Raw genomic sequence first — 23,952 nt, 5'->3', positions numbered from 1 at the left:
CAATTGCGACCGAGACGGATACAACTGCCAATTATAATATTTTAGGTTATAATGCAAGTTCATCCTCTTATACTTCTCCATCTTGAAAGGAGCATCTCCATGAAACATCAAGCAGCCGCAGCCGTGCTGTTTCTGTCGTTGTCCGCTGTCTTTAGTGCGCCGTCAGCTGCCGCGTCTAACATAGAAGATATAGCACAGACAGCCAATATAAGCGACAGCGCTCAGCAGCAGGAGCTTACTCTCGACCAAGCCAACGCATGGGCTCAGGCCAACAGCTACACCTTGAAGACAGCCGCTCAGGACCTCGAACGCAAAGATCTGGAGCTAAAAAAGAGCACCAATGCCCTGGGCTACTTACAACTTCCGTCGAATTTGGAAGAATCGGATTCTACAGCCAACAACGCTGCTTGGAGAGACTACACCTCCGCTAATCTGTCCTACCTGTCCGCCAAGAAGCAGACTGAATTTGCCAAAGATAAGGTTTATTTTCAGACCATAAAGGCCTATTACGCCATTATCACAGCCGAGAATCAGGTCAATGTCGCTCAGGAGTCCGCTCAAATCGCCAAGCTGGAGGAGCGCATTGCGATCGCCAAGCTATCCCGGGGACTCATCTCGGAGAAGGGCAAGATCGAAAGCACGAAGGCGCGTTCGGATGCCGAGCGGACATTGGAGGAGCGCAAAACCGATCTGCAAAAGGCCAGGGACGAGCTGAACACCTTGATGAACAAGCCGAAGGGGACGGTTTTTCATCTTGTGGATTATCCGGTTTACCAGGAGCCCGAGCCCATGAATATCGAGGCGCATATTACAGGCTTGCTTCAAAACAATCCAACCATCTGGCAGCTGCAGGACGCTGTCAAAAATGCAAAGATTAGTCTGCATTATTATAATTTCCAAGGAACATCCGAAGATTATGAAATGGTCAAGCTGGATTTGAAAAATGCTAATGAGGCGCTGACCAACGGCAAGGACGAATTTGCCGAATCGGTAAGATCTCTCTATACCGCGCTGCAAGAAGAACAGAAAAAATACGTACAACTGCACGAAGATCTGAAGATTGCCCAGGCTGACCTAGAACTGGCTCAGAAGAAGTGGGAACGCGGCCTGATCGTAGAACTAGAGTTGATCAAAGCTCGCCTGAGCGTCGATCAATTGAAGCAGCAAATTAGCGAGCTTGCCACGAGACTGATCCAGTCCAATTATACCTTGAACAAACCTTGGAGCAGTTAGCCAATGCTTCCGAAGCGAGTTTTGGTACGGAGCCGGTTCAGGAAGCAACGCTCACAAAACTGAGTTTATGCTTTCGATGCGAGTTTTGTACGAAGCCGATTCAAGAAGCAATGCTCACAAAACTTTCAGGAGGAAGTTACATGTCGCAGAACCAAATGAACAACGCGCTACAGCAATTACGCAAGAAACGCCGCAAAAAATGGATAATCAGCCTCGCCGTGCTGCTCGCGCTCGGTGGCGGCGGAGCTGCCATATATAGCTCAATGCATAAATCCGCGCCAGAGATGGCAGCGATCCCTAACGAAGCGATCGTCGTGAAGCGCGGGGACATCACCGAGACGCTGTCCGTCACCGGAACAGTCAAAGCCTCCAAAGAGGTGAATCTGAACTTCAACAGCACCAGCACGGACAAGCTGGCCGAGGTGAATGTCAAGGTCGGAGATCAGGTGAAAAAGGGACAACTCCTGGCCCGGTTGAACGATACGGAAGCAAAGCTGCAAATTCAGAATGCCGAGGACACGCTGCGTATGGCCCGTTCCAAGCTGGCCGAGGCGACCAAAGGACCAAAGGAAACCGAAGTGGAACTGCAGGAATTGAATGTGCAAAAAGCCGCGAAAGCACTGGAAAATGCCAAGAAAAGCTATGATCTTCAGGAGGCCGAGGAGCGGCTCAAGACGGCCAAAAGCGATCTGGAACTGGCAAGGAAAACCTATGAAGATCAAAAATTCCTAAACGAGTCCGGGGCCGTCTCCGCCAAGGAGATGGCGGAAGCGGAGCAAGCGTGGGAGAAGGCGCAAGCCAGTTATGACGCTACGGAGCTGCAGGTACGCAAGACCCGCGATCAGATTGAGAGCAGCATTGAGGATGCGGAGTTGTCCTACCGTACCGCCCAATTAGAGCTTAAAAAGCTCAAGGCCCCGCCGGAGGCGGATACACTGGAGAATCTGCGCATCGACATTAGCCGTGCTGAGACCGATCTGGAGCAAAAGCGCAGTGAGCTGAACAAACTTCAGATTACAGCTCCCTGGGATGGTGTCATCCTCAAGGTCAATGGCGACGTGGGGACAAGCCCCACGGCTCCGTTCATCGTAATGAACAACTCCAATTCCAATGACCTGAAGATTGCGACCAAGATCAACCAGAGTGACATTGTTAAGGTAAAAACCGGACAGAAAGCCATTCTGACTACTACGGCTTATCCTGGCGAGGAATTCGCGGGCACCGTCACCTTCATCTCTCCCGAAGTCGCTACAGAGGAGGGTGTAAATGCCTATCCGGCGGAGATATCTATCTCTAATTTGGACAACAAGCTGAAGACGGGAATGATTATGAATATCGCGATCGAGCTCAGCAAGCGTGAAAATGTCTTGTTCGTCCCCGTGACCGCCATCCAATCGGACGGGGGAGCAGACGGAGTCTATGTCGCCGCCGATCCTTCCAATACGTCTGTCTTTGAATTTAAGCCTGTCGAGCTGGGACTCTACACTACAGACCGCGTAGAGCTGAAGTCGGGGGTCAATGAGGGCGACACCGTTGTCATCCCTGCTCCGGGAGGCGCCGGAATGATGGATGCCTCGGGAGGAGCTGTCTTCCCATGAATTATGTAATGGAGATTAAAAATCTGAAAAAGATATATCATGTAGGCGATCAGGAAATTCATGCGCTCCGGGACGTTAGTCTGTCCATTACGGAAGGAGAATTCGTCGCTGTCATGGGTCCGTCGGGTTCAGGCAAATCCAGCATGATGAATGTGATGGGCTGCCTGGATTCGCCTACCTCTGGCGAGTTCTATCTGGACGGATACTCCATTCTGGACGCTCGTGAAAATGAGCTGGCGTATATCCGCAATGAGAAGATCGGCTTCGTGTTCCAAAAATTTCATCTGCTCCCGCGATCTACGGCACTTGCCAATGTAGAATTACCCATGCTTTATGCGGGCGTACCGGCCCGGGAGCGGCGTGAACGTGCGATGGAGGCGCTGGCGAATGTCGGATTGGCAGAGCGGATGTACAATAAGCCTAACGAGCTGTCAGGCGGACAGCAGCAGCGTGTTTCTATTGCCAGAGCGCTTGTCACCAATCCCGTGATCCTGCTGGCGGATGAACCGACAGGGGCGCTGGACTCGCGGACCAGCCAAGAAATTATGGAGATCTTTCAGGATCTGAATGACAACGGCAAGACTATCGTACTGGTTACCCATGATATTGAGGTGTCGGAGTACGCCAAGCGGCTGATTCACTTTCGCGACGGCCAAATAGAACAGGATCATCCGGTGGAGAACCGGAGAATCGCGCGAAGGGAAGTGGCAGAGGAATGAATATGCTGGAGACGATTCGTGTAGCGCTGAGCAGTCTGCGCGGCAATCTGCTCCGTACGGTCCTGACGATGCTAGGGATTATCATCGGGATCGGGGCCGTTATTGCTATTATGGCGATTGGCCGCGGAACGACCGCCAGCATCACGAAAGAAATTAACGGCTTGGGCAGCAACCTGCTCATGATTTACCCATATATACCTTATGATGAGGACAATTGGATGACGATGGCCCAGCCGAAGGATTTCACGCTGGAGGACGTCAAAGCCATGAAGAAGCTCCCCTCCGTCGCCGATGTAGCGCCCAGTGCCATGAGTTCAGCGAAAGTCACGTGGAATCGGCAGGTGCTCAATGCGCAGATTGAGGGGACCTCGGGAGCCTTTTACCGCGTCAAAAAGCAGTCGCTGGCCTATGGGCGTACTTTCACATCTATTGAGGAAGACAACCGTGTTAACGTGGCCATTCTCGGCTCCGATGCGGCTCAAACTCTTTTTGGCCAGTCATCGGCCAAGACCATAGGAGAGACCATCCAAATCAAGGATATCCCGTTTAAGGTCGTAGGGATTATGAGTCCCGCGGATGCGATGCGCAGCTACACGAACAAACAGATTTATATCCCGATCACGACGGGGATGAATATGTTCGGGCAAATGGATATTCAGGAAATGAATGCGTCTGCCGTGACATTTGATAAAATAGATCAGGCTCGGGCGGAGATTCAGCAGCTTCTGCGCAGCAGTCACAAGCTGAAACCTGCGGACCAGGATGATTTCCAAATCATGACCCAATCCGAGATTATGCAAATGTCCACCGGAGTGAATGATACTATGAATCTGCTCCTGCTTGGGGTTGCCATAATTTCTCTCATCATCGGCGGGGTCGGCATTATGAACATTATGCTCGTCTCGGTAACCGAACGGACGCGGGAGATTGGAATCCGCAAAGCGATTGGCGCCCAGCGCAGCAATATTTTGACCCAATTCCTGACCGAATCGGTATTCATCAGTCTGATTGGCGGGATCATCGGCATTTTTGTCGGAATCGGCGGAGCCAAACTGCTGGAGAAGTTCGCGAGCATGCCGATAGAATTCTCCTATGAGCCGATTATCTATTCCTTCACCAGCAGTGTGCTGGTCGGGATAATCTTTGGAGTATATCCGGCACTCAAGGCCTCCAAGCTCAAACCGATTGATGCCCTGCGTTATGAATAAGATTTGTAGCGGAACGGAAACTAAAACCCGTCAAAGGCCTTGTAAAATCAAGGCTTTTGACGGGTACTTATTATCTTGATCTATTCACCTTTATAAGATCGGTATATATCTTGAATGTCCATAGCATTACTCGTCCTTTCCAATCGCCTGACTCTCCAAGCCCTTTAGTTCGGGCACAGTGACAAAGACATAGCCATTTGATTTATAGTAATCGATAATCTCTGGAAGCGCCTTGATCGTGTTACTCAGGTCTCCGCCTCTCCCTCCTGAAGAATGCATCAGGATAGTGACCTCCTCCTCAGGACCGGACTTGACGGTCTCAAGTATGTCAGAGGCGGAGGCGCCGTCCCAATCACGCGGATCGACATTCCATAAGGCCATGGCATGCCCCAATAGGTCGATTTCCTCCTCTACTCGATCCGACTTGGCTCCATAAGGAGGGCGCATAAGCACCGGTACAAATCCGACAACCTCATTAATGGCTTCATCCGTTTTTGTAATTTCCTCGCGCATTTCTTTTTCACTGATCTTGGCTAAATTCCGGTGACTCCAGGAATGGTTGCCCAGGGCATGCCCTTCACTAACGATGCGCTCTAAGACCTCAGGATATTGCTTGACTCTTTCACCTATAACAAAAAATGTACCTTTTACTTTTTGTTCTCTTAAAATATCAAGTACTTTTCCGGTATATTTTCCGTCCGGTCCGTCATCAAAGGTCAAGGCCACTACTTTTTTGGATTTGGGAGCCGAAGCAGGAGCAGGAACCGGCAGGTAAACAGGTTGTTTTTGTTCTATAGGATTGGCCACTAAAGAAGGAACGGCAGTTTCTACTGTTGATTTGCCGGACAAGTGGGTGGGAATAGCCGCATAGATCAGAGCAATTACAAATCCGGCCAAAACTAGGAGTCTAAACAAAAGATGATTTCTACGCATGATTTTCTCCTCAACGCTTTTTGTTTCGTTGGATTTTATTATAGAGGGATCTTGTTTCGGATTTCAGAAGACTTGTATCGAGATTGTAACTTCTAAAAATATTGATCCAAAGAGGGGAAGGAGGCCTATCCCATATTTGTTGCTTCCCGTTCGTACGGATCTTCCGGATAAACTCCTAAGCATGCAAAAAAATCAGCGACCTGCTCCCAAACGATGTTGTGAAAAGATCGCTGATCCATGTATTTTTCAATTTTGGGGTGCTTACTCCGCCTTGTTGCTCTCAACTGCCTGGCCGTTCGTCTGCTGATTTTTCGTTTTCTTCGGCACTCCGTCGAGGCCATATTCCTGATCGTAGGCATCGAAAATTTTACGGGCCACCGGCGCGGCGCTGTAAGCGCCAAAGCCGCCTTCCGGTATCACTACAGCGACAGCGAGCTTCGGATTTTCGCGCGGCGCAAAGGCGATAAATACGCCGTTATCTCTATTTCTTCCGGCACCCCATTGCTCCGAGGTTCCTGTTTTTCTGGCAAAGTCATACGGGAAGCCGGAAAATGCGAAGTTCACGTCAGTGCTCATCCCAGCGATAACTTCTTTCCAGTATGCATTATTAAATTTAACTTCGTTGAGTACTTTCGGTTCAAATTCCTTAACAACATTTCCTGCGGAATCGGTAATTTTACTGACCAGATGGGGTTCCATCCGCTTGCCTCTAGTGGCAAGCGTCGCCGTATACTGCGCCAGCTGCAGCGTGGTATATTTCCCCTGCTGCCCAAAGGAAGCATACGCCAGCCGGGACAAGGCGGTTTCCTTATCGTTCATATACTCCAGCTTGCCCAGATACTCCTGCGGAAGATCCACGCCCGTGGATACGCCAAGGCCAAACTGCTTCATATAGCCGTCCCATACATCGATTCCTTTGGCGCCGTACTTATTGTAAAGTCTCTCCCCAACCATATTGACCATAAAGGTGTTGGAGGAATGCTTGATTGCCGCTCGCGGATCAATTAAGCCGTATGCGCTTCTATGTGAATTTTTGACGCTCGACGAATTGTTTTTCCCGAAATAGGCAATCCCCGTGTCATTATAATAAGAGTCCGTCGAAAACAAGTTTTCGTTCAAGCCGAGTAACACGGACAACGGTTTAATCGTGGATCCAAGCAAGACGGTAGATTCGAAATCATGTCCCGACCGTCCCGAACTAAATGGGGTAATTGTCCCATTCATATAATTGCTTGAAATCTTCTTCCAAGCATCAGGCGAAACCCCGCCCGACTGCCAGACGTTCGTATCGTAATCCGGCATGCTGGCCATCGCCACCACATTTCCGGTATCCACTTCCATGGCGACGGCATACCCGGTTTTGGCGTTGGGATGAACTTCACCGGACACCGGGTGCGTATGCACCCACGCAATTTGGTCCAAAATCGCTTGTTCGGCCACAAGCTGAATGTTTTTGTTGATGGTCGTGTGCAGGTCGTTTCCTTTCACCGGCGGCGTGATCTCCGGGATGCCCGTGGCCATGTTCCGCGGATCGATCGGGACGCTTTTGTACCCGTTTTTGCCGCGCAGCTCGCTCTGATAATACAATTCCAACCCGTCGTAACCAACGTCTTCGTTTTCCGTGTACTGCATATCCGGCGGCGCATCTTTTTGCGCGCGGATCTGTTTATAAAAATCGAGGTTCGTCGAGGCATTGGAGTACTTCCGGATATACCCGATCGTCTGCACGGCTACCGTATCCGGATCGTAATGCCGGATGCTCTCTTCGACGATATCAATCCCCGGGAACTGATCCTTCCGCTCCAGAAAATATGCGACCTCTTCCTTGGTCAAATCCATTTTGATCCGGCGCGGCGAAAATCCGTTTTGCTTCCGGTAATCCAGGTCCATGGCTTCGATGATGGCGTCCTTCGTCATCTTGGAATCCGCTTTGCCGTATTTGTCGAACACTTCTTTTAATTTATCCGCCAAGGCCAGCGCTTCCGGACGGTTCTTTTTCCCCTTGTCCGTCGTATTGCTGTAATCCTTCTGCAAAGTAATATAGAGAGACTGGACGGGCGTGGAATACGCCAGCTTCTCCCCGCCGGCCGCATAGATCGTGCCCCGCGTGGGCGCCAGCGGCACATCCTTCACCCGCAGACTGCTTTCCTGCTTGGACAGGGTTGGGCCTTCCACAAACTGCAAAATCGCCAGCCGCACGATAATGACGGTAAAAATGGCAAATGCGCTGAAGAAAAACATGTTCAGCCGTATATTAAAATGTCTCTGCATCGACGCTTCTTGTTCGCGCGGATCTTCACTGTAGACGCGTTTCACTGCGATTCCCCTACTTTCTTCCCCTGATGAGTCGTTTATCGGCATGATCGAGGCAACCGTCGGCCTTATCTATATTAACATAACGCAAGAATCGTAGCGAAGTTACAGCATGATTTCTTTTTACCTGCTCTTATTTGCTTGTTTGATTTTCCGCTTTCTTCGGCACCCCGTCGAGGCCGTACTCCCGATCGTAAGCGTCGAAAATTTTGCGGGCCACCGGGGCGGCGCTGTTTGCGCCAAAACCGCCTTCAGGAATGACGACGGCGACGGCAAGCTTCGGATTTTCGCGCGGGGCAAAGGCAATGAATACGCCGTTATCTCTCTTTTCTTTGCCCCCCACTTGCTCCGAGGTCCCCGTTTTACGGGCAAAGTCATACGGGAAGCCGGAAAAAGCGGACGACACGTTGGTGCTCATCCCGGCAATTACTTCTTTCCAGTATGCGTCATTAAATTTCACCTCGTTTAGCACCTTCGGTTTGATCTCCTTGACGACATTTCCTTCGGAATCGGTAATTTTGCTGACCAGGTGCGGCTCCATCCGCTTCCCCCGGGTGGCAAGCGTGGTCGTATACTGGGCAAGCTGCAATGTGGTGTATTTGGCTTGCTGCCCAAAGGAAGAGTACACCAACCGCGCCAAGGAGGTTTCCGACTCGTCGGTATAATCCAGCCTGCCCCGGAATTCCTCAGGCAGATCCACGCCCGTGGGTACGCCAAGGCCAAACTGCTTCATATAGCCGTCCCAAATGCCAATCCCTTTGTCGCGATATTTCTTCCACAGCTTTTCTCCCACCATATCGACCATAAACGTATTGGAGGATTTAATGATCGCCTCTCTAGGGGTAATTCGGCCGTACACATGTCTTGAGGAATTTCGCACGCTTGACGAATCATTTCTCCCGAAATAGGCAATCCCCGTATCGTTGTATCGATCACTCGTCGTAAACAGGCCTTCGTTTAAGCCAACTAACACGGACAAAGGTTTGATCGTCGAACCAAGGTAAACGGTGGAGTCGAAATTATGTCCCGAACGTCCCGAACTGTTTGGCGTTATCGTCCCGTTTCGGTAATTATCCATAATTTTGTTCCAATCTTCCGTCGAAACCCCGCCCGACTGCCATAAGTTCGTATCGTAATCCGGCATGCTGGCCATCGCCACCACATTGCCGGTATCCACTTCCATCGCGACGGCATAACCGGTTTTGGCATGGGGATGCACTTTTCCGGACACCGTATGCGTGTGTACCCATTTGATTTGGTCCATGATGGCTTGCTGGGCGGCGAGCTGTACATTTTTATTGATCGTTGTATGCAAATCATAACCTTTTTCCGGCGGCGTCAGCTCCGGAATCCCGTTTGCCATATTGCGCGGATCGATCGGGACGCTCTTAAATCCGTTTTTGCCCCGCAATTCATTTTGATAGTACAATTCCAAGCCGTCGAAACCGACAAGCTCTTCCTCCGTATACTGCAGGGAAGGATCCTCTTTTTTTGCTTCCCTGATCGGGTCATACCAATCCAAATCCCTTGTTGATTGAAACTTTTTAAGATAACCGATCGTTTGCACGGCTACTCTGTCCTTGTCGTAGTGGCGGATGCTCTCCTCAACGATGTCAATCCCCGAAAATTCGCTTTTGCGTTCAATAAAGTACGCAACTTCTTTAGGGGTCAATTCCGCTTTGATTCGCCTTGGAACAAAACCGTTATTGGTCTGGAAATTAAGGTCCATCGCTTTAAGGATGTCCTCTTCGGACATGGCCTTGTCCGGGGCTCCGTATCTGGCAAACGCATTTTTCAATTTCCGGGCTAAAGCCACCGCTTCCTCGTAATTCTTCTTTCCCGATTCACTGTCCTGGCTGTAACTGCTCTTTTGCAAAGTCAAATACAAAGATTGAACCGGTGTCGAATAAGCCAGCTTTTCTCCACCGGCAGCCAATATAGAACCTCTCATCGGAGGCATTGGCACATCCTTTACCCGCAGATTGCTTTCCTGCCTGGACAACGTCGGGCCTTCCACGAACTGCAAAATCGCCAGGCGAACGATAATCACGGTAAAAATCGCAAAAGCGCTAAAGAAAAACAGGTTTAGCCGAATATTAAAATGTCTCTGCATCGCCGCTTCTTGCTTGCGCGGATCGTCCATGTAGACACTTTTCATTGCGTTTCCCCTACCTTCTTCCTTTCAAAAATCGGATCGATAAGTCTACACTCTTCTATACTTGCATAAGAAAAACGTCTATCGATGTATTTTCTGGGAAGGCAGACCGCGTTTAACGGCAGTTTTTCTCCACGATTATAGAATTGTTCGGCTCCGCCGGAAACTTATTATTATATAACTTTAACGAAATAGGGCCCGTCGAAGTTACGGCCCGGTTCCAACTTTTTTCGCCCGCCTCCGGAAAAAAATTTTAGATGCGTACTTCCTAGTTAGATTAATTTATCCGGGATATGGGTTTCGCTGAAGGCCGGAGGATTAAACCAGTCCCCGCTTTGGGCCCAGGTCGCGTCGAGCGGAATCCAGGCGTTTTGCGCAGGCAAAAACACTTCGTTCCAGGCATGCGGGCCGTATCCGCCCTGCCCGTCATAACCGAGCCCGGTGATGACCTTGACGTCCAGGCCCTGCGACCTCGCCATCACCGCGTACAGGCGGGCGTAATCGATGCAGACGCCTTTTTTCGTCTCAAACGTCATTTGCGGCGTCTGCTCGTGCCAGATCCCCTTCTCCTCATAGTCCTTCACTTTATCGTAATCGTAGCTGACTCTCGTGCCGATCCAGTCGTACAACCGGCGGGCCTTCTCCTCGTCGCTATCCGCGCCTTTCGTAATCTCGGCCGCCGCCAGCTCGATATCCTGCGGGATATGGGCGTCGATCAGCTCGTATTTTTGCTGCAGAATTCCGCTGAGCTCCGCCTCCACACTGCGGGTGAACACCGGCAGCTTCTCCTTGATCAGGTTGCCGGTCAGCGGTTCAATGATGGTGCGGGCCCCCTGCTGGTATACCGGGGACGCCTCGACATAACGGCTGAAGCCGCTGTTCGGAAACAACGTCACGGCGATAAAAAGCACGGCGATAACCATCAGGCAGCGCGCCGCCCCGATCACACCGCCGATGCATGCTCCGGCCAAACGGCTCAGCAGCGAAGCCGGGCGGTCTCCGCCCGAGAACAGCCGCCCGAACCAGGAGCCGCCGCCGAAAAGCGCGGCAGCCAGCCCGGCAATCGTCCGGATCAGCCAGTACATCAGGATGAACACGACGGCAAAACGCATCAGCGGAAAGTCCCTTACCGCCATGATGAACGTATAAAACACCTGCTCCCAAAGCGCCAGCTCACGCTGCGGTATCTCCAGCATAGCCAGCCACCCCTGCACCTTGGGAGAAATCCACAACGTAAGCGGGATGGCGGCGGCAATCCCGAGCAGCGACAGCACGCCCCCGCTGAGCAGCGAAAACAAGCGGCCGGCCGACCGCGATGCCCCGCGCAGCAAGCCCTGAAGTATCGATCCCAGCAGGATGAACAGCAGCAGCAACGATATGAAGTTGTATTCCCGCACACTTTGCAGCAAATCCTCCATCATGTCACCCCCCGATCCTGATGATTTGCCGGCGCGGCATATATATTAACGATAAATTTTCCGAAAAATGCAGATGCAATTCGAACCGCCGCTTACTTGGAATTGCGCTGCGCCTCTTGAATAAAGGCCTTCAGCGTATCGTTCACCGACCATTCTCCCATGGACACGCCGTGGAACGAAACCTTCACTTTATCGCTCCCCTCGGTGCCGGTCACTTCCAAATTCGGCGTGGAAATCGTAAACGATCCGTCCGAGTTTTGCGTCAGCTTGGCTTCCTTGGCTTCTTTTTTCATCATATTCAAAACTTCGCTTTGGCTGATATTCACGGCCTGTTCCTTCACAGTGGCTACCGCGTTGCCGATGTCCTTAAGGGAAATGCCGCTGTAAATAATGATAAAAGCCGCGATCACCAATACAAGCGCCCATTTGACGACGGTTCTGACGAAATTCAGCACCAGAAAAAGGATGACCAGGGCCACGACGATGACCAGCCAGTTCTCTTTCAAAAATTCAGTCCATACTTGCACGTCCATCATTTGCAAACACTCCTACACGTTTTTGCCGGCGGAGTTCTTCCCTGGCCGGCCCGGTTATTTCGGCAACAACACGGTTGCCTTACCATTATACATGATGGCCCAGGCCGGTGTCAGCTTAACCCCTTTGCCATCATAATACAGGGGCTGAAGAAGACGTGCCTTTAGTCCCTGTGGGGCCGTACATGTTTGCCATACATTTTTATACAGGGAGAGCAATCAGGCTACATTTACCTCCTAACCCGTTCAACCTGCCAACACGCTGGCAGGACGAATGAGGAGGAACTCCAGCGGAAAACATAAGAACAAAAAATGTCGTTATTCCGGCGATATCCATCCATTTGAGAGAAATAGAGGTATTTTATGCAGCTATTTTCCCCCGTTGCAAGGAAATGCCCGCGTTCCGGACCCTTCATAAGAAAATAAGGACCAAAAATGCCGTTAATGGGGATGAATATGCCTCGCTCCGGATAATAAGTACATAAAGTGCCGTTATTTTGAAGGACGACGGTTCGTCGTCCCGGTTGGCCGTTCCGGTTGGTCGTTCCGGTAATTCTATCCTTCGATTATAACCTTATCCCGTTTCCGGGCAGCTAACGAACATAAGAAAAACGTCTATCGACGTACTTTCAAGCAAGCCAGACCGCGTTTATCAGGTAGTTTTTTTCCTCAATTTTCACAGAACGAAAAGCAGCTTAAAAGCAGGAAGCTTTCCGCCATTTAGACATAACTTCATCCCTTCAGGCGTACAAGTAGTACAAGTAGAGCATCGTTACTATCCAAGAGAGGAGGGCTAACGCATGAAAATCGCGTTCTGGCTGTATTTCTTTATGTTTCTCGCTTTCTTCGACCTGCACGCCCAGTATCCGATTCTGACTCCGTTTGCGTTGTCCCTCGGCGCGGCGCCGACGTTTATCGGCTGGATGATGGGGATCTACTCCTTAACGCATTTGCCCGGCAACCTGATCGCCGGCCAAGGCGTAGACCGGCACGGCAGCCGGAGATACATGATTTTCAGCTTGCTTACCGCCGGTGTACTATTGCTGCTTCAGGCGCATGTGACGGAGCCGTGGCAGCTGCTCGTCATACGCTCGATCAGCGGCTTTGTGCTGGCCTTTTTGTCGCCGGCCTGCCTGGCGATGCTTGCTTCGCTGTCCAATAATCCGGTGCAGCAGGGGAAACTGATGGCCGGCCACGGGGTGATGCACACGATCGCTTCCGTCGTCTCGCCGGCGGTCGGCGCGTTCCTTGTGGCCCAGTCGGGCTTCTCGCTCGCGTTTCAAATGCTGGGCTGGCTGCTCATCACAACAAGCGTCATCGCCATGATCACCATTCACGAGCCCGCGAAAACGAGCAAACCAGCCGCTCTGGAGCCGAAAACGGCCTCCTCCGGGATCCCGCTCAAGCTCAACGTCATTCCGCTCCGCTACTACCTTCTGTCGCTGGCCGTCGCCTGCTCCCAGGGTATTCTGTTTTTCGAACTGCCGCTGCAAACCGGCGGGGCTTCCGAAATCATGCACACCGGCCTCTATTTTTCGATCATCAGCCTGGGGGCGCTTGTCACCCTTTCGATGCTGTTTCTTAGCAAACTGTCGCCTTACAAACGGGCGAGCTTCGGCATCCTGGGTGTTGCGCTCTGTTTTTTTGCGCTGGCCGCACTCGATTTCATCCCGCTGCCGGCGATTCTGTTCGTCCTGGGCATGGCCAAAGGCATCGTCTTTCCGGCGCTCTCTTCCCTGTTTATCGACCTGAGCGGGGGACAAAGGCTTGGCACCGTATTTTCCCTTCAGTCGATCGCGACGTCGCTAGGTTCCTTTATCGGGCCGATCGCCGCCGGGGCGATGCACGGGTCGTATTCTCCCTACTTCCTGGCCTTTTTCCTGCTGATGCTGGCGCTCATTTTGGCGCCGCCGAGGAAACATCCCGGCGTATTTACGCCGCCGATCGGCGCCGAAGCCGGCCGGCCGTAAGCCCATTTTATAGTTTTTTCGCCCTCTGGGCCGCCGCACAGGACAGAGACGAACGCCCGACATAAGATAACGTGAAATCAGCTGATAACCAAATATATCGAGGTGAACCAAAAATGAGCTCCTTAAACAATGTTTGGCCCGGCGCGGTTGGACCCGCCAATATTGGTCCCGCTAATATCGGTCCCGCTAATGTTGGACCCGTCAATGTTGCGCCTGTTAATGTCGCGCCTGTGCATATTGCACCGGTCCATGTTGCACCTGTTCATGGCCTTTACGGCTTCTGGACGTCAACAGGCACGATTCTCGTATTGTACATTTTGCTGGTGATCATTCTTCGCTCTACTTTTCATTAATGGGCTTTGCCAATAACCGCAAGCCAAACAGTCTGCCGTGCGGCAGGCTGTTTTTTTTCATAGATTTAACGAACGGCAAAGCTTATACTGGATAGAAAAAACCAGATAAGATATCCGCGGAAAGGACTGGTCCACTTGGCATATTTGCAAATTACGAAGCAAAATATCGACGAACAACACATTTGCTGCGCATTGGGCGCCAAGCAGTATGAAGCGGCCGTCAATGAGAAAAAGCACTGGCTGAAGGAACGAATGGACGAGGGCCTCGTTTTTTACCGTCTGGACGACCGGGCCAAAGTTTTCATCGAATATTTGCCGGCCGATCAGGCCTGGATCCCCATCGATGCTCCCAATTATATGTTCATCAATTGTCTTTGGGTGTCGGGCAGGCATAAGGGGCAGGGGCATGCCGCAAAGCTGCTGGAGCGGTGCAAGGAGGACGCGGCGGCCCGGGGCATGGACGGCATTGTGCATATCGCCGGAAGCAAAAAGCTGCCTTATCTGAGCGACAAGGCTTTTTTTGAGCATATGGGGTTTATAGTGGCGGATGAGGCCGAGCCTTATTTTCAGTTGCTGGCTTTAACCTGGAACGAAACCGCCGCTTCTCCTGCGTTCAAACCGCACGTCAAGCAGGCATCCGTTCCGGAAGAAGGAGTTTCGATCTATTACACGGCCCAATGCCCGTTTGCGGCCGGCATGCTTGAGGAGCTGCGGGAAGCGGCCCGCGCCAAAGGCGTCCCCTTCCGCGCCCGCCGGATCACATCCAAAGAACAGGCCCAGCAGGCCCCCGCGGTTTGGACAACCTTTGCCCTGTACTATGACGGGAAGTTCGTCACGCATGAAATCTTGAGCGTCAATAAATTCGATAAGCTGCTGGAGCGGTTGCTTCCGGCTTAACGGGCTTTCGATCCGACAGGTACACCCCGGCGCTACAATAACGGCGGAATGCATATTAAGACGGAGGATGAACCGCCCGCTCAATCCGGCTCCAGATTCATATCCCACTTGGCCTTCCTGTAAAGCAGCGAGCTTCCCTCCATTAGGGAAACCATGCCCGTCACCAACAATGTTTCTTTGAGCTTCGGATTAGGCTGAGAAAAGAGAGAACCGATGGAGTGAGCGATAAAGAACTCTCCCCAGCTATCGTAGCAGCTTTGGGCAAAGCGGGCTGCCGCGAGCTTGTACTGCCAGGCTTCCTCGGCCGTCAGCCAGCCTTTGGCCCGGCCGATTCGGCTTAAGGCGACCGCCCAGGCGGCCCCATACCCGGCAATGTTGCCCGAGGGCAGTTGGTGCAGACAGTGATTCACCAGCACCAGCTTGGCATGATCGCCGCCGCCTTGCCGGGCTTCGATATATTTGCTGCGCGCCGCCTCCGGTAAAACGAACAGGATTCTATGAATCCGGCGGTATTCCCGGTAAAGGTCGGCATCCGCATCCAGCAGCGTACGAATCCTGTCCTTCAACTGTTCCGCATTGGCAACCTCATTTTTTTTGAGAGATAGGGTTATCACACCTTTACGTAACCAGCGGTTAAGCCAGGTGAATTCATAAAAATTAAAATAATCTGCCATAATCCCATCAAAGCAATTAGCCGACAAACAGCGAAAGTACTGATTCAGCCGTCTGCGCCTAAAAAAACTGTACTTGGGTAACATCTAAAAACGCCCTCCTTCGGTCAGATGCGCCGCATCCAGGCGATTTTGGCCGTCTTCCAGGTATTCCACAACATGACTGCCAGCCAAATCGCGGCGATAGCGGAACCGGCGCCAAACGTAAACCGGCAGACGAGATAGAGCAGAATGTACAGCCAATTTAGCCCCAGGAACAGAAACAGCATCATTAGGAGTTCAAACTGCCACATCCGCAGCCGAACCTTGAACGGCAGCCTGCTATATTTTTGGGGGAATAGATGCCGGTTTTTAAAACGCGACCACACCGCATAGAAACGATAGTGTATAGAGTTCCGCTCAAACTCCCAGCGCTTCCTGCCGTCCTCCCAGGCCTGTTCAACCTGACCGAGAACCTCCCGGCATTCCAAAGCCAAGCAGTACGCATCCTGCGGCGTGGGAGAAAACTGCAGCAAATACTCCGCATCCTGCAGCGCTTCACGGTACTGCCGCCGATCAAATAACAATCTCCCGCGCAGCAGATAAGCTTCCCGCGCCTCCGGGTTCAAACGGACGACCTGATGGAGAACAGCCAGCGCTGCGCCGGAATCCCCGGCCATAATAGCATGCTTGGCCCGCATTAACTCCAGGTCCGGGTCCTCCCGGAACAGCGCATGGGCGGCGGCAAGCTCCCGCCCGGCGTCTTCCAGCCGGCCATCCATCAGACTGAGCTGCGCCTCTTGTCTTAAGCCGAGATATGCCTCCAAGTCGATCGCCAGCTCCCGGTTCAAGAAGCATTCGTAGCCCATCGCCAGGCCTCCGCTAATCTGTCCGGTCACAAATTCCATCAATTCATCGTCAAAGTAGTCATACCCGTGCTCAAAGTTTTCTCTGATCAAAAACAGTTCATCCAATACTTTCCACACGTTCGCCGGCATATGCCGATGTTCGTCCAGAAACCGGATCAGCGCGTCGAATCGCTCGCCTTGCGCCCCTACGTCCCATATGTAATCCTGGTTCGCTAGCATTTTCCATTCCTGCGGATCGACGCGGCGCTTGAAATCCGTGTAAAGTTCATGCAGGTGTTGTTCAAAAAGCGCCAACGAATCGGGGGCCGGTTCCCCCTCCTGCTTCGTCCCGATCGCGACTCCGGTCTTCAGGTCCTGGCCGTATCCGGGAAAATCATGCTCCTCCGGCATGCCGGCCTGCTTTATGGCCGCGTCAAAAGCCTCCCTGAGCCGCTGATAGCCTCTTGGGTCGTTCTCTGGGTGAGCCATCCGCAGTTTCTTGGCATAGGCCTTCTTGATCTGCTGCTTGTCTTGCGTCGGTTCGATCCCCAATATGCTCCAAATCGTCGTCAAAAGTAACTTTCACTCCTCAAGTCAGGTTGCTTAACTTTCAGACAGCTTACGCTTGCAAGCAAAAACAGGGCGTCTCCCGCTGTAAGATCGCTTCCGGGAGCAAACACCCTGTTCTTATTTAAAAAGCCCGTCGGCTTAGAAATTGAAATCTTCGTCGGTCAGCGGCTCGACGTTCAGCGCCCGTACGTAGCCGTTGCCTTTTTTGGAGAAAAAGTCGTGCTGCTTCGTGTCGGTACGGATCCCGTTGAACACGATCGGGTTAACCTCTTCCTCCTCGAACGGCGGCTCAAAGCCGAGGTTCATAAACGCCTTGTTGGCGTTATACCGCAGGAAGACTTTCACTTCGTCCACCAGTCCGATTTTCGTGTAAATCTGCTCCGTATACCGCTCTTCGTTGGCGTGCAGGTAGTGCAGCAGCCCTTCCAGCGTTTCGTATACGTCTTTTTGCTCGTCTTCGCTCATTTGCGCGTAGATTTCCTGGGCCAGCACGCCCACGTACACGCCGTGAATGCTCTCATCGCGCAGAATCAGGTCGATGATTTCGCCGCTGCAGGTCATTTTGCCCTGGCCGGCCAAATACAGCGGGTAGAAGAATCCGCTATAGAACAAGTAGCTCTCCAGCAGGACGGAGGCCGCCATCGCCAAATACAGCTCTCTCGGGGAGCGGATGTTGGTGTAGTACTGGCGGATCGTCTCCGCTTTCGTCTGCAGCATCGGGTTCTGCTCCACCCAGCGGAAGATCTCGTCAATCTCCTCATTGGAAGCGAGCGTAGTGAAAATGCTGCTGTACGATTTGGCATGGATCTGCTCCATCATGCCCATAAAGCCGAGCACGGCTTTGCGCTGCAGGCCCTCCACATGCTCCATGATCTGCGGCATGCCGACGCCGCCCTGTACCGTATCAAGCAGCGTCAGACCGCCGAGGACCTTCATATATGCGTCTTTTTCATCATCGTTTAACGTCATCCAGGACATTTTGTCGTCGGACAACGGGATTTCGTCATCCGTCCAGAACTGCATGATGTTCTGGTTCCAGAACATCATCGTAAAATCGTCGTCCGGACGGTTCCAGTTTACAGCTCGTAATGCGCACATCGCCGATCTTTCATCCCTTTCTAAGTCTTTCGTTATAGTGCAAGTTCAAAAAGACCTCTTATACCGAGCAGGTCAGGCATTCTTCCACGGACAGCTTCTTCGTCCGGGTATAATACAGCGACTTCAGCCCTTTATGCGCGGCATACAGATAGCAACGCGCCAACTGGCGGGTCGTCACGTTGCTGTTGACGTGAAGGATCGTCGAGATGCCCTGGTCGACATGCGGCACGATTTCCGCGATCAGGTCGATCACCTTGAACTGGTCCATCTGATAAGCGGATTTATAGAAGAAAATATTTTCCCGGCTCAGATACGGCATCGGATAATACGTCGTCGAGTTCGCGTAGGTCCGGGTTTCGATTTGCTCCACGACCGGCATCACGCTCGAGGTGGCGTTCTGAATGTACGAAATGCTGGCGGTCGGCGCAATCGCCAGACGGTAAGCATGGTACAAGCCGTTTTTCATCACCTGCTGCTTCAGTTCGGCCCAGTCCTGCGGGGACGGGATGTGCATGCCTTCGAACAGAGCGGCCGCTTTGCCGGTGCGCGGACGGTAGTCCGTATTCAGATACCGTTCGAAATACTCCCCTGTAGCGTAGTCGGATTGTTCGAATCCGGCGAAGGTTTCTCCGGTTTGCACGGCGATCTCCATGCTTTTTTCCAGGGAATAATAGTTCATCATCATAAAGAACGTACGGGCAAAATCGCGCGCCTCTTCGCTTTCGTAGGCGATTTTGTTTTTTGCGAAAAATCCATGCAGATTCATCACGCCGAGCCCGACGGAATGCATTTCCCGGTTCGCTTTGGCAACGCCGGGAGCGTTGGAAATATGCGTCATGTCGCTGACGGACGTGAGCGCCACCATGCCTTCGTGCACGGATTCGCGAACCATCTTCCGCTCCATCACGTTCACGATGTTCAGGGAAGCCAGGTTGCAGCTGATGTCGCGGCGGATCGCATCCGCTTGCCCGTAATCGGCGATTTCCGACGTCTCCTGCAGCTGGAAGATCTCCGTGCACAGGTTGGACATTTTGATCTTCCCGACCTTGTTCAGCGCATGCTGGTTGTTGGCGTTGCTCTTGTTCATGATGTACGGGTAACCGGATTCCAGCTGGACCGTGGCGATCTTGGTCAGCATGTCGCGCGCGCTCATCAGCTTTCTTTTCTTAACCCGCTCGTCGGCGAGCAGCTTGTCGTACATCACGTCCAGGTCCATGTCGTCCAAATGAGTGCCGTAAGCTTTATATACACTGTAAGGACCGAACACGTAAAGCGGTTCGTTGTCCTTGGCCAGTTGATAAAAACGGTTCGGCACGATCAGCCCGATCGACAAGGTTTTCAAGCGAATCCGTTCGTCGGCGTTGATTTTTTTGCTGTCCAAAAATTCCGCAACGTCCCAGCCGAAAATGTTGTAGTACCCCGCGCCCGATCCTTTGCGCTGACCCATCTGGTCGGCATAGGAAAAAGCGTCCTCCATCAGCTTCAGCACCGGCATGATCCCTTTGGCCGCGCCTTCCACGCCTTTGATCGGCTCGCCGCGTCCGCGCAGCTTCGACAGGTTTACCGCTACGCCGCCGCCGATTTTGGACAGCTGCATGCAGGTGTTCAGCACGTAGTTGATCGAGTTCAGCGAGTCGTCCATTTCCAGCAGGAAACAGGACACCATCTCGCCGCGCCGGCTTTTGCCCGCGTTCAGGAACGTCGGCGTCGCCGGCTGCAGCCGCTGCTCCATCATGGAACGGGCCAGCAGGCTGGCGGTCTCCGCGTTGCCGCGGCCGAGGTGCAGCGCCACCGCCGCTACCCGGTCCGGGTAATGCTCCAGATACTTGGACTTATCGTTCGTCTTCAGCGCGTAGTCGGTATAAAACTTCGACGCCGCCATATAAGACGGAAACTCAAAATGATAGCCGTGGGTAATGGCATATACGCGTTCGACCTCGGCTTCCGTATACTGCTCGTACACGTTCTCGTAATAATCGTTTTCGATCATGTACCGCACTTTATCGGTCGTACTCGAAAAGGTCACGCTTTTGCGTTCGACTTCTTGCATAAATTCGGCGACGGCTTCCCGGTCCTTCTCCAGTTGGAAGAACCCGCTCTCGTCCCGCTTCATCAACATGTTGTTCAGTTCAATATGCCGCAACCCGGCTCACCTCCTGCTTAAATCTTTCCGCATCCTGTTTCGTGCCCGACAGCTCGAATTTGGCCACCACGGGAACATGGTAGCGCTGGGCGATCAAATCGGCGCTCAGGGCAAAACGCTCGCCCCAGTTGCGGTTTCCGCTGGCCGCTACACCGAGCAGCCGCTGATGGTTATGCTCGAGAAAAGCGGAGACCTTTGCCGGCACCTGTCCAAACCCCGTCGTATATGTAATCAGCACAAACGGCTCCTCCAGCGTCATATTCTCGTCAATTTGCACGGCGGGCAAATCGAGCTTCTGGATGAACCGTTTCACGTTTCCGGTTTTGGAATCATAGGCAATCAGCATTGTTACTCCCCCACTTTTCTTCTATTACCCGGTAAGTATTTGATATAATGAGATAAACACCAAAATTCGCTTCACAACAACATATTGGTGTACTTGTTTAATTTAATACCTATATATTGTGTTGTCAACCTGGTAAACGTCCCAAACCGCACCCAAATCCCCTGTGGATAATGTGGAAAATCGATGCAATCCCGCATCATACCAGGGCCCGCTGGGGGACAAGCTGTTGATAAAAATTTTTTAAAAATTTTTCTATCAAAAAAAGATAGATTGCTGTGCGTGGAAACTACTTTGTTTTGCTTTCCCTTTTGCGGTTTAATTAAGAGTTCGGCAGTTGAGCCCTGGCTTGGCTAGTAGGCTGTTCCTGAAATAATGGAGCATGGTGGCGGCTTCTCTTGAACTGCAAAAGTTAGCTTGCTAAAAAACTCAGCCGGAAACATAAGGGAAAAAAATGGCTCTATTTCGGCGAAATCCCATTTCGGAGAGAAATAAAGGAAAATTATGGCGCTATTTTCTCAAATCACAGGGGAATGGCCGCCTTTCGCAGCACCCATTGAAAAATAGGGCCAAAAAATTCCGCTAATCAGGACGAACAGGCTCCATTCGGAAAATAAGACCATAAAGTTCCGCTATTTTTTTGGATAGTACCTCCACCCGACCCGTAGATTAACACGTTTTTTCTGGATCATTTACTAGGCGTGCAAAAAACCTTGTCATACCGGCAAACAACCGTTATGACAAGGTTTTTTGACAATGGCCGCATCACATTGGGACAGACCGGTGCACGGCCGCAGAAGCAGCACGCTGTTGGACGAGCCGCTGTGTATCGCGCGCAATCATCAGCTCTTCGTTGGTGGGGATGATATGCACCGCCACACGGGAGGCGGGGGTGCTGATCTTGCGCTCGCCGGGCGAGCGGGACCGGTTCAGTTCCGGGTCCAGCTCCAGCCCCAGATAGGTCAGACTCTCGCACACCTTGGCGCGAATATAATCGGAATTCTCGCCGACCCCGTCGGTAAAGATCAGCGTATCCAGACCGTTCAGCACGGCGCAGTAGGAGCCGATGTATTTGCGAATGCGCTGTACATACATATTCAGCGCCAGCCTGGCTCCCTCATGGCCTTCATCGGCGCAGCGGATGATCTCGCGCAAATCGGAGCCCTGGCCGGAGACGCCGGCCAGCCCGCTATGTTTGTTCAGCAGCGAGTTGATCTCGCCAAGACCCAGATTCTCTTTGGCCATCACAAAGGGAATGATCGCCGGGTCGATATCGCCGCAGCGGGTTCCCATCAGGCCTTCCAGCGGGGTCATGCCCATACTGGTATCTACAGACTTCCCGTCCCGAATGGCGGTAATGCTGGCTCCGTTGCCGATATGGCAGGAGATTACACGGGTTCCCTGGAGGGGTCGGCCGGTAATTTCGCCAAGGCGCAAGCTGACATATTTATGCGAGGTTCCGTGGAACCCGTATCTTCTGATTTTATGGCGGTCATACAAGACTCTTGGCAGTGGATACATGTAGCTCTCCTGCGGCATCGTCTGGTGAAAAGCGGTATCGAACACGCACACCATCGGCGTCTCCTCGCCCAGCAGCTGGCGGAACGCTTCGATCCCCTTCAGATTGGCCGGATTGTGCAGCGGCGCCAGCTCGATATTGCGCCTTACCGCCTGCAGCACCTCATTGTCCACCAGTGCCGAATCCGAAAAGAATTCGCCGCCATGGGCAATCCGGTGCCCTACTGCCGCGATTTCCCGCACCGAGGCGATGCACCCGTTGCCCGGATCCATCAGCGCCGCAAGCATATGGGTGATGGACTCCTTATGCTCCAGGATCCGCAGACCGGTCTGCGGAGGCAGCGGCGGTGTATTATCCTGACGATGAATCGCCTGCTCCGTTCCAATCTCTTCAATAATTCCCTTCGCAAGCACCGATTCATCCTTCATATCAAACAGCTGATATTTCAAGGACGAGCTGCCGCTGTTAATGACCAGCACCTTCATAAACGGCTCTTCCTTTCATACGTACTTCTTTTTTAATTCAACCTCCGATTTGGCAGCGCAAGCCATAACCTTCCGCCACATGGCGCAGGCTCTCCATCTCGTCGCTTGGAGGTGGCGTCTGATGCTTCATATGGTATTCCGTACCCAGATAGGTGTATTTATTCTCGCCCAGCCGGTGAAAAGGCAGCAGATGCAGTTCCCGCACCCCCGGCAGTTCCGCGGCGAACGAGGCGATGGCGGCGATCTCATGGATGGTGTCGTTGAAGCCCGGAACGACGGGAACGCGAATGATCATCTGCGCCCCCTGCCCGGCAATCCGCCGGGCGTTCTCCAGAATCAGCGAGTTGGACTGCTGCACATATTCATAGTGTTTGCTGTCCTCCATGTGCTTGATGTCCAGCAAAACCGTATCGAGCAGCGGCAGCACGTTATCCAGCACGGCCGGATTACAGAAGGCCGTGGTTTCAATCGCTGTGTTCCAGCCTTGATCCTTGCAGGCGCGAAGGAGGTTCAGAACGAAGTCGCTCTGATAAAGCGGTTCACCGCCGGAGAGGGTAATCCCCCCGCCGGAACGCCGGTAATAAGCCTCGTCCTTGCGCAGAATGGACACAATCTCAGAGGTGCTCATCTCTTTGCCGTTCATAGTCAGCGCCCCGCTGCCGCATTCGGCGCTGCAAAGTCCGCAGGATACGCAGCTTAGGCGGTTAACCGTCACCTTCGGCTGATAGCTGATGGCCCCCGCTGGACAGACATTGGCGCAGCGTCCGCAGCTGACGCAGTTGTCCTCCTGAACCATCAGCTGGCTGCCGGGAGCCTGGGTTTCGGGATTGCTGCACCAGCTGCAGCGCAGCGGGCAGCCCTTCAGAAATACGATTGTGCGGATACCTGGACCGTCATGGAGCGAGAAGCGCTGAATTTCGCTGACCATCCCCCTGGCTTCCCAAATGACTTCATTCATGGTGGGCC

At 52.5% G+C, this 23,952-nt stretch carries 19 protein-coding genes; 7 read left to right on the top strand and 12 right to left on the bottom strand.

Going from position 1 to position 23,952, the window contains the following annotated elements; translation table 11 throughout:
- The first annotated feature begins 99 nt into the window (after positions 1-99).
- The 4 genes from NYE74_RS09970 (at position 100) to NYE74_RS09955 (ending at position 4,758) form a co-directional block, all read left to right on the top strand.
- Entirely contained in the window at positions 100-1,233 is a 1,134-nt protein-coding gene (locus tag NYE74_RS09970; protein WP_036620022.1) for a TolC family protein, read from the top strand.
- A 140-nt stretch (positions 1,234-1,373) separates the two neighbouring features.
- Positions 1,374-2,831, top strand: a complete 1,458-nt coding sequence (locus NYE74_RS09965; RefSeq protein WP_036620020.1) for an efflux RND transporter periplasmic adaptor subunit — start codon at positions 1,374-1,376, stop codon at positions 2,829-2,831.
- On the top strand, positions 2,828-3,550 hold the full coding sequence (locus NYE74_RS09960) for an ABC transporter ATP-binding protein (RefSeq protein ID WP_036620019.1): 723 nt from the start codon (positions 2,828-2,830) through the stop codon (positions 3,548-3,550). Before NYE74_RS09965 ends, NYE74_RS09960 begins: the two co-directional genes overlap by 4 nt.
- Positions 3,547-4,758, top strand: coding sequence for an ABC transporter permease (locus NYE74_RS09955; RefSeq protein WP_278738055.1), 1,212 nt, complete (start codon positions 3,547-3,549; stop codon positions 4,756-4,758). The genes NYE74_RS09960 and NYE74_RS09955 overlap by 4 nt, the downstream gene beginning before the upstream one ends.
- 126 nt (positions 4,759-4,884) lie before the next feature.
- Here NYE74_RS09955 and NYE74_RS09950 read toward each other — a convergent pair whose 3' ends face one another.
- From NYE74_RS09950 to NYE74_RS09930, 5 genes are all read right to left on the bottom strand, one after another.
- Positions 4,885-5,691 carry a polysaccharide deacetylase family protein gene (locus tag NYE74_RS09950; RefSeq protein WP_051985284.1) on the bottom strand — a complete coding sequence of 269 codons (807 nt, stop codon included), beginning with the start codon at positions 5,689-5,691 and terminating at the stop codon, positions 4,885-4,887.
- Positions 5,692-5,952: 261 nt separating this feature from the next.
- Positions 5,953-8,007: a peptidoglycan D,D-transpeptidase FtsI family protein gene (locus NYE74_RS09945; protein ID WP_036620015.1), complete on the bottom strand. Its 2,055-nt coding sequence runs from the start codon at positions 8,005-8,007 to the stop codon at positions 5,953-5,955.
- 130 nt (positions 8,008-8,137) lie between these two features.
- Positions 8,138-10,162, bottom strand: coding sequence for a peptidoglycan D,D-transpeptidase FtsI family protein (locus NYE74_RS09940; RefSeq protein WP_036620012.1), 2,025 nt, complete (start codon positions 10,160-10,162; stop codon positions 8,138-8,140).
- Positions 10,163-10,431: 269 nt separating this feature from the next.
- On the bottom strand, positions 10,432-11,580 hold the full coding sequence (locus NYE74_RS09935; RefSeq protein ID WP_213510974.1) for a transglutaminase domain-containing protein: 1,149 nt from the start codon (positions 11,578-11,580) through the stop codon (positions 10,432-10,434).
- 89 nt (positions 11,581-11,669) lie between these two features.
- Positions 11,670-12,110: a hypothetical protein gene (locus NYE74_RS09930; RefSeq protein WP_036627611.1), complete on the bottom strand. Its 441-nt coding sequence runs from the start codon at positions 12,108-12,110 to the stop codon at positions 11,670-11,672.
- Between the two features lie 800 nt (positions 12,111-12,910).
- On the opposite strand from NYE74_RS09930, the gene NYE74_RS09925 reads away from it, so the two are divergent.
- From NYE74_RS09925 to NYE74_RS09915, 3 genes are all read left to right on the top strand, one after another.
- On the top strand, positions 12,911-14,080 hold the full coding sequence (locus tag NYE74_RS09925) for an MFS transporter (RefSeq protein WP_036620009.1): 1,170 nt from the start codon (positions 12,911-12,913) through the stop codon (positions 14,078-14,080).
- Positions 14,081-14,316: 236 nt separating this feature from the next.
- The gene (locus NYE74_RS09920) at positions 14,317-14,433 is read left to right on the top strand and encodes a sporulation protein YjcZ (RefSeq protein WP_115311385.1); all 117 of its coding nucleotides are present in this window, start codon (positions 14,317-14,319) and stop codon (positions 14,431-14,433) included.
- Between the two features lie 135 nt (positions 14,434-14,568).
- Positions 14,569-15,330 (top strand): GNAT family N-acetyltransferase, encoded by a 762-nt coding sequence (locus NYE74_RS09915; RefSeq protein ID WP_036620007.1) that lies wholly within the window; start codon positions 14,569-14,571, stop codon positions 15,328-15,330.
- Between the two features lie 80 nt (positions 15,331-15,410).
- Here NYE74_RS09915 and NYE74_RS09910 read toward each other — a convergent pair whose 3' ends face one another.
- The 7 genes from NYE74_RS09910 to NYE74_RS09880 form a co-directional block, all read right to left on the bottom strand.
- Positions 15,411-16,004 carry a DUF1266 domain-containing protein gene (locus NYE74_RS09910; RefSeq protein ID WP_227872921.1) on the bottom strand — a complete coding sequence of 198 codons (594 nt, stop codon included), beginning with the start codon at positions 16,002-16,004 and terminating at the stop codon, positions 15,411-15,413.
- A 104-nt stretch (positions 16,005-16,108) separates the two neighbouring features.
- Positions 16,109-17,401, bottom strand: a complete 1,293-nt coding sequence (locus NYE74_RS09905) for a J domain-containing protein (RefSeq protein ID WP_036620003.1) — start codon at positions 17,399-17,401, stop codon at positions 16,109-16,111.
- 135 nt (positions 17,402-17,536) lie between these two features.
- Complete coding sequence (gene nrdF, locus NYE74_RS09900; protein ID WP_036620001.1) at positions 17,537-18,496, bottom strand: class 1b ribonucleoside-diphosphate reductase subunit beta; 960 nt, start codon at positions 18,494-18,496, stop codon at positions 17,537-17,539.
- Positions 18,497-18,554: 58 nt separating this feature from the next.
- Complete coding sequence (gene nrdE / locus NYE74_RS09895; RefSeq protein WP_213510607.1) at positions 18,555-20,639, bottom strand: class 1b ribonucleoside-diphosphate reductase subunit alpha; 2,085 nt, start codon at positions 20,637-20,639, stop codon at positions 18,555-18,557.
- The gene (nrdI, locus tag NYE74_RS09890) at positions 20,626-20,985 is read right to left on the bottom strand and encodes a class Ib ribonucleoside-diphosphate reductase assembly flavoprotein NrdI (RefSeq protein ID WP_036619996.1); all 360 of its coding nucleotides are present in this window, start codon (positions 20,983-20,985) and stop codon (positions 20,626-20,628) included. The genes nrdE and nrdI overlap by 14 nt, the downstream gene beginning before the upstream one ends.
- A gap of 762 nt (positions 20,986-21,747) precedes the next feature.
- Positions 21,748-22,986, bottom strand: coding sequence for an acetate/propionate family kinase (locus tag NYE74_RS09885; protein ID WP_155619580.1), 1,239 nt, complete (start codon positions 22,984-22,986; stop codon positions 21,748-21,750).
- Between the two features lie 37 nt (positions 22,987-23,023).
- Positions 23,024-23,944, bottom strand: a complete 921-nt coding sequence (locus NYE74_RS09880) for a glycyl-radical enzyme activating protein (RefSeq protein ID WP_036619992.1) — start codon at positions 23,942-23,944, stop codon at positions 23,024-23,026.
- Positions 23,945-23,952: the final 8 nt, after the last annotated feature.

The sequence above is a fragment of the Paenibacillus sp. FSL P4-0127 genome, assembly GCF_038007325.1.
Lineage (GTDB): Bacteria > Bacillota > Bacilli > Paenibacillales > Paenibacillaceae > Fontibacillus > Fontibacillus macerans.
The sequence above is the reverse complement of the archived record's forward strand: the minus strand, read 5'-3'. Positions and strand labels throughout refer to the sequence as shown.